The 13795-nt window shown below is 50.8% G+C and carries 14 protein-coding genes and 1 tRNA gene; 4 read left to right on the plus strand and 11 right to left on the minus strand.

Annotation, left to right across the window (positions count from 1 at the left end; translation table 11 throughout):
* Positions 1–25: 25 nt before the first annotated feature.
* The 3 genes from BGX14_RS12345 to BGX14_RS12355 all read right to left on the minus strand — a co-directional run bounded on the left by BGX14_RS12345 (position 26) and on the right by BGX14_RS12355 (position 2938).
* Positions 26–475, minus strand: a complete 450-nt coding sequence (locus tag BGX14_RS12345; RefSeq protein ID WP_095880041.1) for a hypothetical protein — start codon at positions 473–475, stop codon at positions 26–28.
* Between the two features lie 129 nt (positions 476–604).
* A complete protein-coding gene (locus BGX14_RS12350) occupies positions 605–1927 on the minus strand; it encodes a GGDEF domain-containing protein (protein WP_073305941.1) in 1323 nt (440 codons plus the stop codon).
* 18 nt (positions 1928–1945) lie between these two features.
* Positions 1946–2938 (minus strand): GDSL-type esterase/lipase family protein, encoded by a 993-nt coding sequence (locus tag BGX14_RS12355; protein WP_078776464.1) that lies wholly within the window; start codon positions 2936–2938, stop codon positions 1946–1948.
* A gap of 272 nt (positions 2939–3210) precedes the next feature.
* Between BGX14_RS12355 and BGX14_RS12360 the strand changes: the two genes are divergently transcribed.
* The gene (locus BGX14_RS12360; RefSeq protein WP_095880042.1) at positions 3211–3795 is read left to right on the plus strand and encodes a cytochrome c; all 585 of its coding nucleotides are present in this window, start codon (positions 3211–3213) and stop codon (positions 3793–3795) included.
* A 15-nt stretch (positions 3796–3810) separates the two neighbouring features.
* On the opposite strand, the gene BGX14_RS12365 is transcribed toward BGX14_RS12360, so the two are convergent.
* Positions 3811–4383 (minus strand): hypothetical protein, encoded by a 573-nt coding sequence (locus tag BGX14_RS12365; RefSeq protein WP_073305936.1) that lies wholly within the window; start codon positions 4381–4383, stop codon positions 3811–3813.
* A 213-nt stretch (positions 4384–4596) separates the two neighbouring features.
* On the opposite strand from BGX14_RS12365, the gene aroC reads away from it, so the two are divergent.
* Positions 4597–5673 (plus strand): chorismate synthase, encoded by a 1077-nt coding sequence (gene aroC, locus BGX14_RS12370; RefSeq protein WP_095880043.1) that lies wholly within the window; start codon positions 4597–4599, stop codon positions 5671–5673.
* Between the two features lie 51 nt (positions 5674–5724).
* On the opposite strand, the gene BGX14_RS12375 is transcribed toward aroC, so the two are convergent.
* Positions 5725–7659, minus strand: coding sequence for a DEAD/DEAH box helicase (locus BGX14_RS12375; protein WP_078776467.1), 1935 nt, complete (start codon positions 7657–7659; stop codon positions 5725–5727).
* An 84-nt stretch (positions 7660–7743) separates the two neighbouring features.
* Here BGX14_RS12375 and BGX14_RS12380 point away from each other — a divergent pair.
* Positions 7744–7832: transfer RNA gene (locus tag BGX14_RS12380), tRNA-Ser, on the plus strand.
* Positions 7833–7997: 165 nt separating this feature from the next.
* Here the strand turns inward: BGX14_RS12380 and BGX14_RS12385 are convergent.
* Together BGX14_RS12385 and BGX14_RS15365 are read right to left on the minus strand one after the other, a co-directional pair.
* The gene (locus BGX14_RS12385) at positions 7998–9188 is read right to left on the minus strand and encodes a saccharopine dehydrogenase family protein (RefSeq protein WP_073305953.1); all 1191 of its coding nucleotides are present in this window, start codon (positions 9186–9188) and stop codon (positions 7998–8000) included.
* Positions 9189–9445: 257 nt separating this feature from the next.
* Entirely contained in the window at positions 9446–9670 is a 225-nt protein-coding gene (locus tag BGX14_RS15365; protein ID WP_143394242.1) for a hypothetical protein, read from the minus strand.
* Positions 9671–10194: 524 nt separating this feature from the next.
* Between BGX14_RS15365 and BGX14_RS12395 the strand changes: the two genes are divergently transcribed.
* Entirely contained in the window at positions 10195–11154 is a 960-nt protein-coding gene (locus BGX14_RS12395; protein ID WP_095878741.1) for an IS30 family transposase, read from the plus strand.
* A gap of 6 nt (positions 11155–11160) precedes the next feature.
* On the opposite strand, the gene BGX14_RS12400 is transcribed toward BGX14_RS12395, so the two are convergent.
* The 4 genes from BGX14_RS12400 to BGX14_RS12415 form a co-directional block, all read right to left on the minus strand.
* Positions 11161–11460 carry a hypothetical protein gene (locus BGX14_RS12400; RefSeq protein ID WP_095880045.1) on the minus strand — a complete coding sequence of 100 codons (300 nt, stop codon included), beginning with the start codon at positions 11458–11460 and terminating at the stop codon, positions 11161–11163.
* A gap of 14 nt (positions 11461–11474) precedes the next feature.
* Positions 11475–11861: a hypothetical protein gene (locus BGX14_RS12405; RefSeq protein ID WP_143394243.1), complete on the minus strand. Its 387-nt coding sequence runs from the start codon at positions 11859–11861 to the stop codon at positions 11475–11477.
* Between the two features lie 118 nt (positions 11862–11979).
* Positions 11980–13044, minus strand: a complete 1065-nt coding sequence (locus tag BGX14_RS12410; RefSeq protein ID WP_095879174.1) for an IS5 family transposase — start codon at positions 13042–13044, stop codon at positions 11980–11982.
* 39 nt (positions 13045–13083) lie between these two features.
* Positions 13084–13737, minus strand: a complete 654-nt coding sequence (locus BGX14_RS12415) for a hypothetical protein (RefSeq protein WP_095880047.1) — start codon at positions 13735–13737, stop codon at positions 13084–13086.
* Between the last annotated feature and the right edge of the window lie 58 nt (positions 13738–13795).

The raw sequence follows: 13795 nt of genomic DNA on the forward strand, positions 1-13795 counted from the left end.
GTTCCTGCAAACCGCTACTTAAACATCAGAAAATTTTCAGATTTTCAATTTTGCCTTCGGTGTTGCAGCGGGCGGTAAAATTGCAGTTTTTTCCGCTTGAAAGGGAAAGGGGCACTTTTTCCATGTCGAAGCTTTCTGTTTGGACGGCACTTTGCCCTCGGAAAATCGCTTGCGTTTTGCCCTCTGTGGAAATGCCGAAATATTGAACGTGGTATTCCTGTACACCGGCGGAACATTCTCGCAGGGATTGGCTTTCCATCAATGCCCGGGTCATCGAAATCAGGCAAGTCTCTTCTTGGGACGAATCGATGGCTGCGGATGGAGCCTTTTCGCCGACGGATTGCAAATCGCCTTGGTATTCATACCAATTCAGCGAAATGGGAATGTATTCCGGATTCTTTTGGGCGCATCCCGAAAAAATGAAAAGGACGACGGGCAAAAGCAGTGCGCGGAACAGGAAAATTCTGGACTTCATAAAAGATTTCCTTTAAAGTCGAAGCTCGGTTGCAGCCCTTCGATAAACTCAGGGACCGCCGGTTAGTGTGCTTCGACAAGCTCAGCAGCCGCTTGTCGAACTAGTCGAAGCATTCGATGTTGCCAAAAATTAAACCCTCTTGATAGCGGCGGTCACGGTATTTCTGCCGTTCTTCTTGGAACTGTAGAGAGCCTTGTCCATGCGTTCGAACACCGCTTTCGGGTCTTCGTTGGGTGCCATTTCTGCAACGCCGAAGGAGCAAGTAATCTGCTGCTGGGAAATCAATTGGGTGCTTTCCACATTTGTCCGGAGTTTTTCGGCAAGGAATTGCGCATTTTGCAGGGGAGTGTCGCTGCACAGAATGACGAATTCTTCGCCGCCCCAGCGAACCAGAGCGTCGGTTGTCCGGATTCGGCTGCGGATCAGTTTGGAAAGATTCACCAGGACTTCGTCGCCGACGCTGTGTCCCCAAGTGTCATTGACCTTTTTGAAAAAGTCGATGTCGAGCATGATGAACGAGAGTGCTCCTCCGCCGTTGTTCAAGTGTTCCTGCTCTTGGGTCAGGACGCTGGTAAAGCCCGCTCTGTTCAGGCAGCCCGTCAAAGCGTCCTCTTTGCTCGCTTTTTCGTAATCGGATTTTTCCACTTCGAGGATGACCAAGTTGTGTTCCAGCTCTTCGCGGCGTTTCCGTTCCACATTCCGTTGGATGCTGTAATCGCGGAGCCGCAACATCAGGTAGAAGAAGAAAGTGAAGAACCAGAGCGCGATAAGTCCAAACATCAGCTTTTCGGAGGAGACGAGTTTTCCTTTAAAGGAAATTCCCATGATTTCCAAAGTGCCGTAGCCGAGCGGGGCGGCAGTTCCTGTCTGAATTTCTATCAAGGGGATGTTGGAAAAGTCCACTCGGGCGCGATGGGCATTGACATTGTTTTGCGAAACCCACCAACCGGCGACCCGGAATTCCTGAGGGACAAAGACCGCCGGACTGGTTTCTTCCAACGGGAAAAATTCGATCTCGTTGAACTTGAGAGTGGATTGCTCTCCCGGTTTGGAAATGGAATCGTCCCAGGCTCGCAGATAGAGGCGGACGGAGCCTTCGCCACGGGGCTTTATCCAGACATAGATGCTGTCGTAATGGGAAAGATCCTTGCCCCGGCTTTTGCCGTCTCCCAGATAGATTTGCAGATTGACGTAAGGATAGGGATAGCCTTCACGAAGTTCGTAGTCCATGATGATGGACGAATCCGTGCGCGAGATTTCCAAAATGGAAGACCCGCCATCGACCGAATCGGTTTGCGCTATAATATAAGGATAACTCGACGGAGAAATCGTGTAGATGTCGTCCATGCCGTACTGATACCCGAAGAAAGCGATGACTGTCACTGAGAGCAGGAACGCAATCATCAGGTTCAGACGGAAAATGGACATCAATTTATGCCAGAAACTCTTCATACCTTGTAATAAAATACATTATAATACAATTTTTTTGCGGGAAAAACTTTGAATTTCCTGAAACAATGCCTTGGCCATTTGCTCGTGGCGGGCAAAATGGGGGTGAAAATCCAGGCCGGCGTTGCGCGGAGTTTCTAAATACAGGTGGCGGACGTCTCGATTGCCTTTGGAAATTTCCCGGGCGCAAACGCTTTCCACCCGTTCCGATAGGCAATTTTGCGGATAGATGTCGGTAGAAAGCAGGACGAATTGCGGCGACTCGTAATGCGTGCGGAGAATGTTCAGAAAGTCGGCGTAGGCCGTATCGAAAAGCTGGGGATTGGGATGGCAGCATTCTCCTTGCCAGTCGTTGATGCCAATGAACAGGCAGACGACGTCTGGCGAAAAGCGGGAAAAATCCCAAGGAGGAGAATTGCCCAGCATCGCTTCGCCGCCAAGAGCGTATTCGTAGAGTCTGGGGATGTTCCAACGGGGAGCGATTCCCATATAATTCTGTACGAGACCGCGCCCGCTGTAGGCGTTGATTTGAAAATTGGCTCCGAGCTTTTGGGCGGTCAGCGCTCCGTAGCTGCGGGTGGCGTCCGTTGTCGTAAAGGCCGTTCCTGTAATGGGATCGCGCGCCATATTGCCAAAGCCTACGGTATATGAATCGCCGATAAATTCAAGTCGGGAGCGTGAATTCGGTTCGGACGGGGACCGGGGGACGGGTTCCGGTTGGATGCGAAACAGGGAAATGCAGCCTAGTTCGGTTTCGGTCTTTTTGACGATGCTCGCTTGATGAAGTCCCGCTTCCAGATTTTGGGCGACGACATACAGATTTCTTTCTCGGGTTCGGAGTTCGCCGGTTTCGACTCCGTCGATTTCGATGCGGAATCGCGCTTCCCCTTCGAGTTCTACAGCCAAAGAGCGGCCTTCAAAAGCAAAGCTGAAAGAGGTGGCGGGGGCGCTGGCTCGCGCCGCGGACGGTTCTAGCAACCATCGTCCGTGGAAAGTGACTTCAGAAAATGGCATGGAAAATAAAGAAAGAATTTTCTAAAAAATATAAAATGCGTTTTGGAAAAAAAGGGAACATAAGTCTAAAGGAAGCGGAGTTTCCAATGCTCCAGTGATGAGTGCCCTTCGGCAGGCGGTTCCTGAGTTTATCGAAGGGCAGGGACCACCCTTCGGCTAGTTCGACAAGCGGTTGGGAGTTGGAAGTTGGAACTAATAACTGAGTTCACCTTGCGAAAAGAAAGTACACGCTTGGAAAAATTTAATTGCGAGTATCTGTTGGTGGTTTGTGTATGATTCCTCAAATTAGCTATGTTGAAGCTATGAAACGGAGAACGTTGGGAAGAATACTTTGCGCTCTGCCAGCCGTTTACGCGGTGGCTCTGTGGATGGATGTCTGTTTTGGAGATTCCTCTTTGCCGGAGCCGGGGTCCCGCGGCGATACGCTGACCGTTGAAGATCGCCGGATGGCTTACCTTGTTTACAATTTATTGGATTCCAACGGGATGATTCTGGGGGCGGATTTGGCGCGGGGCGAAAAATTGTTCATGCGCAACTGCCGACCTTGCCACGGAGACGACGGTCGCCGGATGAATTTGTCCGGAGATATGAGGCGTCCGCATTACATCGGAACGACGGCTCATGACGAGGCCCCCACGTTTTGGTTTATGATGAACTTTGGGGATTCCATTCGGGGAATGCTGCCGTACATCGATGAGATTCCGCTTGCCGATATGGTGGATCTCGCCGGATTTGCGCAGACCTTGCCTCGGCTTCCGTGGACTCGGGAAGAACTTGCCGAAGTGGAAAAAGCGAACGCCCTTCGCAAGGAAGAGCGTGAAAAAGAAAGGCTGAAAGAAAAAGCGGGAAGTCCCTGAATTCGGAAATGCCTCTTAATTTGGCATCATATCGGAGAAGTCGTGCTTCTTTGCTTTTTTGGATGCGGACGGCTCTTTGGCGAATTTGCGGCTGGTGACGGAACCGACCGTATAGTAGCGCCCGTCCTTGTAAATAATCGCCGTATAGATATTGAGCGTCTTGTGGTTTGTCCATTGCTTGTAGAGGTTGTGGACGCTGGGCTTGATGTCGGCTTCTTGCAGTTCCGTCGTGCGGATTTTTTTGCCGTACCTGTCTGCGAATTTATCCGACATATATTCCAACGCTTCGAAAACTTTGGGAAGCCGATCGACTTCCATGCGTCCCGTGCGGACTTCAAATGCGTAGAAGTGATCGTTTTTGTTGAAGAGAAAATCAACCTGAACAGGCAGTTCGTCCATCATATAGACGGGGATGACCACCCGGTCTGCTCCGTCCGACGAGCCTAGCGGGTCGTAGCCCAGTTTCATGATTTCTTCGATGACCCGCTCCCGATCCAAGCCAAAAACGATGCCGGCAAAACCTGCTGACGTTTGAGCCCAGAGCTGGACCGATAGAAATGCTAAAACAAAGAAGGTTATCTTTTTCATTATCACTCGATGGATAAACCACACTTGTAAAACATAGCAAACAAATGTTAAAATGGAAGTTGAAGAAAATCAAAAAAAAGGGAAAATCCGGATAAAATGGGCCTGGCTCGCTTTTTACAACGCAATTAAAAGAAAATTCATTTATCAAGGCGGAGAGATTGGCGATTTCGGCGTTCTTTTTGCGGCGGCAGCATTGCTATATTTGGCGCATCTATGTCTAGTATTTACGGAAAGTTGTTTTCGGTTTCGACGTGGGGGGAATCCCATGGCGAAGCTGTCGGGGCGGTGATCGACGGCTGCCCAGCTGGAATTCCTCTTGATGCGGCAGAAATCCAGGCGGCCATGGACAGGCGGCGTCCTGGGCAAAATGCGCTGGTGACTCCTCGAAACGAAGCGGATTCGGTGCGCATCCTTTCGGGCATTTTTGAAGGCAAGACGACGGGAACTCCCATTTGTCTCGCGGTCTGGAATCAGAACCAGCATTCGGGCGATTATTCCGAAATGGCGAACTGGTATCGTCCCGGTCACGCCGATTTGACTTATGATTTAAAATACGGCTTTCGCGATTATCGGGGGGGCGGGCGTGCGTCGGCACGGGAAACCCTCGCTCGGGTTGCGGCGGGCACCGTGGCGAACAAGATTTTGAAAACCGCCTGCGGAACGGAGATTTTGAGCTGGGTGGAGTCCGTGGGCGAGGTGGATTCCCATGTGGATTCTTCGCAAGTGACGGCAGAAGCCATAGAAGCTTCTCCGGTTCGCTGCCCGGATCCGGAAGCGAGCGCAAAAATGGAGGCGCGCATTCGCGAAGCGAAACTGGCGAAGGATTCCGTCGGCGCGGTCTTGGCCTTGGAAATTCGGAAACCGCCGGTGGCTCTCGGGGAACCCGTGTTCGATAAAGTGCAGGCGGTTCTTGCCGGGGCGATGCTCAGCATTCCGGCGGTCAAGGGCTTTGAAATCGGCGAGGGATTTCGGGCGGCGAGAATGAAAGGTTCGGAGCACAACGATACGATTCGCTTTGAAAATGGAAAATTCCATACGCTTACAAATCATGCAGGCGGCGTTCTTGGCGGGATTACGAACGGGGAAACGATTCGCTGTCGTTTGGCGTTCAAGCCGACGGCGACGATTTTGCAACCGCAAGAAACGGCGGGCAGGGACAAACAGAACGGCGTTCTCTCGGCGCGCGGACGGCACGATCCTTGCGTGGCGATTCGTGCTCCGGTCATCGTCGAGAGTATGGCGGCGATAGCTCTTGTCAACTTGTATCTGGAACAGAAAGCTCGCTGTTAAAAAAGGACATTCAAAAAGAAAGGCAAAAGGAATTTCCTTTTGCCTTTTGCTTTAGTGCCTGCCGAATCTTCTGGTTTTGCGGAATGGCCTGTCGTCGCGTTCGCGGAAAGGCCTGTCGTGGGAATCCCGCTTTCCGTGTCGGCGTTCCTTGCGGCTGATGGAATCCCGATGGCGCTTTTCGCCAAAAGAAGGGCGCTCTTTGGGAAACGGCTTGTCGTCCGTCATCAGTCGGAATTTTGTCGGGTAGCCGCGGATAGTCATTTCTTCGAGAATGAGCTTGATTTCCGGAGCAAGGCCTTCGGGCAGTTCCACGGTACTGAAGCGGTCGAACAGCTTGATACGTCCGATTTCCGAAGATTCCATTCCCGATTCGCCGGCAATCGCCCCGACAATATCCCGCGGGGAAACGTGATCCCTTTTTCCCACTCCCAAGTAGTAGCGTTCAAATCCGGCTTCGACGCCGTTTTCGTTTTCCTCTCGGCGGCCTCGTTCGGCTCTGTCTTCTTTGGGGCCGTTCCCGAATTTGTCTTCGCGCGCTTTTTTGCGTTCTTCGCGGAGGGGAACCGATTTGATGTCGGGAAGATCGGTGGGGAAAATGGGTTGCCCGGCCTGAGCCAGCTTGGTGACCGCTGCGGCGATTTCGAGTGCGGGGATGCCCTTTTCTTCTACCAGCTTTTCAATCAGGTTGCGGAATTCTTCCAGATTTCCCGCATCGATGGTGTCGAACACTTTTTGCTTGAAAGCGTTTACGCGGTGTTCGCTAATCTGTTCTCCGGTCGGAACTTCCATCGGGTCGATAGCCTTGCGCGTCGCCTTTTCGATCATTTTGAGCAGACGTCTTTCGCGCGGAGTGATGAAAAGAATGGCATTGCCTTCGCGTCCGGCGCGGGCGGTTCTACCAATCCGGTGGACGTAAGATTCCGTATCGTAGGGGATGTCGTAGTTGATGACATGGGAAATGCGTTCCACGTCCAGCCCTCGGGCGGCCACGTCTGTCGCGACGACAATATCGATTTTGCCTTCTTTCAAGCGGTTGATCGTTCTTTCCCGGAGGGTCTGCGCCAGATCTCCGCTGAGCGGGGCGGCATTGAATCCGCGGGCTTCCAGACGTTCGGCGACTTCGGCAGTCGATTGCTTGGTGCGAACGAAAATAATCACACCGTCATAGGTTTCGCCCTCGAGAACGCGGGTCAGTGCTTCCATTTTCTGCTCGGAGCGGATGGTCAGGTAGCGTTGGCGCACTTTATCTACGGTTGCCGTCTTGGCTTCGATGCACGCCTCTTCGTATTTGCCGAGGTAACGTTCGATAATTTTTTTGACATTTGCCGGCATGGTCGCGCTAAAAAGTCCGCGCTGCGCTTCGGCGGGGATTTTGGATAGGATTTCTTCCACTTCGTCCATAAATCCCATGTCGAGCATTTCGTCGGCTTCGTCCAGAACGACGGCCTGCACATTTTCCAGGCTGATGGTCTTGCGCTTCAGATGGTCGATAAGGCGGCCGGGAGTCGCAACGACAATTTGCGGAGTCCTTTTCAGGGCGCGGAGCTGGATGCCGATGTCTTGCCCGCCATAAACGGGGACAATGTGCACTTGAGGCATTGCAACGGCAAAATGCTGGATGGCTTCGGCGACTTGGATGGCCAGTTCGCGGGTCGGCGAAAGAACGAGCATGGAAGTTTCGTTCTTTTTAAAGGCGATGCGGGAAAGGAGCGGGAGGGTGAAAGCGGCGGTTTTGCCGGTTCCCGTCTGCGCGGTTCCCAAAAGATTTTTTCCGGAGAGGAAAATGGGAATCGCTTTGGCTTGAATAGGCGAAGGCGTTTCGTACCCCGCCTTTTGAACCCCTTCCAATACTTCGGCGGAGAGTCCTAAATCGCTGAATTTCAGGCTTTTTTCGCTGGAATCCGAATTTTCTTGTTGAATGGCTGTGCTGTTTGGATCAAGGACTTCTTGACCGGGGAGATTATTGGGATTTTCAATTTGTGTCATCGGGGGAGCAATATAGAAATAGATGGCTTTTTTTGTAAGCCCCTAGGAATTTTTAAAAATTTTTGTAAATTTGGTTCTACCAACGGAGAGATGTCGGAGTTGGTCGATCGAGACGGTCTCGAAAACCGTAGACTCCTTTTCGGGGTCCGAGGGTTCGAATCCCTCTCTCTCCTCGCAAAAAAGGTCCTGGATTCCGGGACCTTTTTCGTTTTTCTCCTTTCTTTTTTGGAAACGGGGCGTACCCGGCTCGGGGAGAATGTGGAATCCTGTCTGAAAAAAAAATCCTTTGTCCGTAGGGACAAAGGAAATCGCATTTACCGGAATCTACCCGGGTATTGTCAAACCAGCTTGCTTCCGAATGCCTCGTTCCACGGGAGTCCCCATTTGCCGATTTCTTCCATAAACGGATCCGGGTCGAATTGTTCCATATTGAAAACGCCCTTGCCGCTCCACTTGCCGGAAAGCATCATGGCGCCGCCGAGCATAACGGGAACGCCTGTCGTGTAGCTGACCGCCTGGGCTTTGACTTCTTTAAAACATTCCGCATGGTCGCAGACGTTGTAAATGAAGTACGTTTGCGGCTTGCCGTCCTTGGTTCCGGTGAGCTGGCAGCCAATGCAGGTTTTTCCCGTGTAGTTCTGTCCGAGAGTTCCCGGTTCCGGGAGCAGCGCTTTCAGAAATTCCAGCGGGATAATCTTGTGTCCCTGAAATTCGACCGGATCGATGCGGGTCATGCCGACGTCTTCGAGTACCCGGAGGTGCGTCAGGTATTCCTGCCCGAAGGTCATCCAGAAGCGCGCCTGCTTGATTTCGGGAATGTGCTTTACCAGGGATTCCAGCTCTTCGTGCCAGAGCAAATAGCTTTCGCGCGGGCCGACTTGCGGATAATCGACGCTTTTATGCTCGGACATGGGCGGAATTTCGTGGAAGCCGCCGTCTTTGTAGAATTTGCCGTTCTGGGTGATTTCGCGGATGTTGATTTCCGGGTTGAAATTGGTCGCAAAAGCTTGACCGTGATTGCCCGCATTGCAATCCACAATGTCGAGGGTGTCTATGGTGTCGAAGTGGTGCTTTTTGGCGTAGGCGGTATAGACGTTGGTAACGCCGGGGTCGAAGCCCGAACCGAGAAGCGCCATGATCCCGGCTTCCTTGAATCGGTCGTGATAGGCCCATTGCCAGGAGTATTCAAAGTGCGCTTTGTCTTTGGGTTCGTAGTTGGCCGCGTCGAGGTAATTGACGCCCTCGGCAAGGCAAGCGTCCATAATGGGCAAATCCTGATAGGGAAGCGCGACGTTCAGCACGAGTTCCGGATGGAAATCCCGGATGAGGGCGGCGACTTCTGCGGCGTTGTCCGCATCGACTTTTGCCGTGTGGACGGGTATGTTTTTAATATCCTGGGCGATGGCGTCGCATTTGGATTTCGTCCTGCTGGCGAGAAGGATTTCGGAATAGACGGCGGAATTTTGCGCGCATTTACGGACGACGACATTGGAAACGCCTCCGGCGCCGATAATCAATACCTTGGACATTTTAAACTCCATTGAAAGGGTTCCGGGAACAAATATATTATTTTCCGTTTTTTGCAAAATGGAAAATTTCCATTCGTAATCGTGTCCCGAGGGGAAAATTATGGCGACAATTCTTTGGATAGCCGTCATAGCGAACGAAGTTATATGACAGTTGCCGATTTAGTGGAGTTGGCCTCTATGGGGAGAAGCCATCTGTTTAGCCGGCGAGATTGCCGCGTCATTCACTACGTTCATTCCTCGCAATGACGGTTTTTTCACTACTGGCCATCCTTCTTTTTTTCTGAAGACTGCTTCTCCTTTTCCTTTGCAAGGGAATCCAGATAGTTCCGCCGGTGCTTCTGGTAATAGGGCGAAAGGGAATCGAGCAGGTCCTTGAATTGTAGGGTGTCGAGAGGATAAGTGTCAAAATAATAACCTTCCCATTTTTTCCACAGACGAATTACGTCTTTGTCTATGATATCATGTTCTTTTGGGTTATCCAAATACCAAATTTCCCCGTCAGAATTCCCTTTACAGAAAGGGAAATATTTCTTGGTAACGGGATTTATCGGTGAATTTGAATGAAACGCCATGTGAGAAACTTTCCCGCAATCGAAAGTAATTCCCATACTCAGATAGCTTGTATCGTTTTCATCTGTTTGGCAGTCCAAACACCGATAACCTATATAATCCGTAACAAAGGAAGCCGCGATGCTGTCTTTTGCTCCGGGAAACAACAAATCCAAGGGAATTTTCGTACGAAATCTTTTGATTGAATACCAGTCGTCGTCTTGGAAAAGGAAGCAGATGTCGAGTCCTGTCAGGAAAAGGGTCGAGTCTTGAAGCCTGTATCGTCCGGCGAGACCGCTTAAAGGAGCCGATTTTTTTCTCGGAAAATATTTCGCGAATTTTCACCGTCAATGCGACTGATATAGGTTGAATCGGGAAGAAAAAAAGTTCCCTAGGGCTAGCCCCTGGGGAACCTGGCCGAAACTTTTCTACCTTGCCGATTCTACCAAAAAAGGACATGGCGGTGAGTCTCAACCAAGCACAAAGATACGAAATACGAGCGCTCAATGCGGCAAAGATCCCCCCGAAAAACATAGCCTTGCAGCTGAAGGTCCACAAATCCACAATCTACAGGGAACTAAACAGGGGCGGCGGCCGCCAGCATTACGACCCGGTCAAGTCGCAGGAACGGGCAGACCTCCTTGCCGCGACAAGTCACCTGCATTACGACTACGACGAGGACGACTGGAAAATCGTGGACGGGAAAATCAAGGAAGACTACTCTCCCGAACAGGTGAACGGACGCGCGAAACTCGATGGGATGGGTGTCCCTAGCGTCGCCACGATATACAGGCATGTGAACAAGGACGAGGACCTGAAGAAGCACTTGCGGCACGGCAAGAAACCATACCGTAAGCGCGGGGAGAAGAAGGACAAGAGAGGCCAGATTGTAGGCCGCGTGCCCATCGAGGAACGTCCGGCAATCGTGGACGAGAAATCACGCGTAGGCGACATCGAGATAGACCTGATAAACAGCGCGGACCATGACGCGAACCTGCTCACGATCAACGACAGGATGACGAATTACAGCCTGATAAGGTATCTTCCGACGAAGAACGCGAAAGACCTGAAGAGAACGCTTGTGAGGGCGCTGAAGGACTTTGAGAAAACGTTCGAAGTCAAGATTCTCACAATCACTTCGGACAACGGGAAGGAGTTCGCCTGTCACGCAGAAATAGCGAAAGCTATGAAGGCGGATTACTACTTTGCGAACCCGTACCACTCCTGGGAGCGCGGTGCCAACGAGAACATGAACGGTCTAATACGCCAATATCTTCCCAAGAAGGAGTCGTTCAAGGGAATCTCTCCCCGGAAAGTTCGCTGGATACAGGATAAACTGAACAACAGGCCTCGAAAAAGGCTTGACTTTATGACCCCTTTAGAGTATATTTATACGCAAGTTAAACTACAAACCTAAGTCGCGTTAGCGACGAAAATCCGCCTTTTCTAACGCATTCGTTAGTGCGACAAGTTCCCAATGATGACCTCCGTATTCCAGAATATCTCTACAGGGAAACGAATAATGTTGTTTGAAGTTGGAATCCTGTACATCCTCTTGGTCAGGATATTCGGGGTCGGACCAATTAGCGAGGCAACTTGGGTTATTTTTACACCCTTCCCAACCAATAACCTGCACAGAATCCTGGCTGGTTGCCAACAGGGAATTTGCCGATAGGGCGAGCAGGGCGATGAGGAAAATGGGGTTGCGCAAGGAAGGCTTCATTTGGAAAATTTCCTTTAGTCTTGTTCCAAAGTCGGTTTGATGTAACTAGAATGTTTGCCGCTATATTTATAAGACTCGTAGAGTCTTCGTGCTTTTTTATATGTATTTCTGGCATTTTCTGCTTGATTCTCTGCAAAAAATCGTTCAAGTTCCTTATAGCGGTGTTCTGACGCCAAAATAGACAAAGAATCCAGTTTCTCTAGTGTCTTCTCAAGGTAATCCATATAGTTTTGCAGGTGCATCTGGTAATAGGGCGAAAGGGAATCGATCAGGTCATTGAATTGGAGGATATCCAATTGCTCGGGAAGATTTTTCGGACCTATGCGATGCAAATCATCTACAGCAAGAATTTCTTCTTTCGAGTTTTGAATCCAAATGTAGGCAACCACTAAAAATAGCATAGAACGCCGTCATTCCGGCATTTTAATGTCGATTTATTCGTAATTTAGCCGTTTGATGGGCCTTTTCGGCTCCGGTTCCCGGGCGTTTCCGCCCGGAGTATGCCCCGGAGGGCGCCCGCTATGCGGGCTGGGCGCACTTCTCCCGTGGTCGTTTCGGCCCCTTTACGAGGGTGGCGAATCTCGATATGTTGTACACGAACACGCTCCCCATGATTGTAGCCTTCGCCCTGGCCATGCCGATAGTCCGTATGAACAGTCCCATGCTTCCGAATATGAACCCGTAAACATGCTCGACCCGGGCGCGGATGTGCGACTTCTTCCGGTTGTTCCTCTTCTGTTCATCGGTGAGCGGATGGTTGCGGTAGCCCTTCTCGCAGACGACCTCCTCGTAAGTCTGCGGCAAGGCGTCCTTGCTGTTCAGATAACCGCTGTCCGCATGGACTCGCTTCACGTCGTTCTTGTCGCCCTTGGTAAGCTTGCCGTACACGTTGCTGTCGTGCACGCTGGCGTCGGTGACCATCGCCTTCCTCACGAACTTGTGCTTCACGTCCACCAGTGTGTGGAGCTTGTAGCCGAAGTAGTTCTGCCCACGTTTCTGCACCCAGCGGGCGTCGGTATCCTTCTGCCTCAGTTTGTTCGGGACCTTTTCCCATTCCTCGGGGATATTCCCCTCCTTGATTGTCCTGTTTTCTTCGGGGGTATTGCGCTGGCGCGGGGCCTCCACGATGGAGGCGTCAACGATGGAGCCTTCCTGGGCCTTGTAGCCGGCCTTCTCCAGTATCTTGTCGAACGTCCTTATCAACTTGTCCCAGGCGCCGGTTTCCTTGTATTGCTCGAAATAGTTGCGTACGGTGTTCTCGTCGGGTACGGTACCGTTCAGGCCCACGCCGACAAAGCGCATGAAGGAAAGTCTGTCCTTCAGCTGGTATTCCACCTGTTCGAAGGAAAGGTTGTAGAGATGCTTGAGTACCAGCACCTTGAGCATCGTGCGCGAACCGAAGCTCTTGCGCCCGGCGTTGCTGTGGCACTCGCGTGCCTCGCGGCCTTTTTTCTTCACGTAGGCGAGAATGTCGTCAAATTCTTTCCAGTCGATAACCTCGTCAAGTCTCTCCAACGGATCGCCCTTCTTTGAAAGCTGCGAATAACGGTCCGTAAGGTCAAAGAAGCTGAGCTGGTTATCCATAAGGGCATCCTCTTGGTTATGCCCTCAATATAGAAAAAGTTAGTTTGTTTGTAAATACGGAAAATTAGGAATTTTTAGTGATTGCCTGTATCCAGTTAGAGCCTTCTCCCTTTCTATAAAAGGCGTCTTTGTCATAGGATTTAGCGGAGAATGTGCTTTGAACATCATGTGACTGATTTTTCCGCGAAGAAAGCTGGCGTACATATTGATGTGAATGGTTTCATTTTTATCCGTTTGGCAATTCAAACAAGAGAAAATCGTAAAATCCGAGAAAAAAGAAGCCGCAACTTGTTTTTTTGCTCCGGGAAATAGAATTTTCAGGGGAACTTTGGTCCGATGTTTTTTTGCCGGATTATCGTCATCTACTTGTGCATAAAAGCAGATGTCAAGACCCGTCAGGTAAAGAGTCGAGTCTTGAAGCTTGTATCGCCCGGCGATGCCGCTTAATGGCCGCGAGGATTTCTCTCGGAAAAAATCCTCTAGAATAGGAGAAAACAATCCCTTCCACTCATAGCCTCCGTATTCTAGAATATCTTCACAAGGAGACAAATAATGTCGCTTGAAGTTGAAATCCTGTACATCTTCTTCGGATGGGTAAAATGGTTCTTCTGGAGAGGAAGACGCAAACAGGGAATTTGCCGATAGGGTGAGCAGGGCGACGATGAAAATGGAACATTGAAAGAGGTGATTCATTGGGAAAACCTTCAAATGGAATCATTTACGAAAGGAGAAAAGCAATTCTAAAAACGGG

Source organism: Fibrobacter sp. UWS1 (assembly GCF_002300445.1).
Taxonomy (GTDB): domain Bacteria; phylum Fibrobacterota; class Fibrobacteria; order Fibrobacterales; family Fibrobacteraceae; genus Hallerella; species Hallerella intestinalis.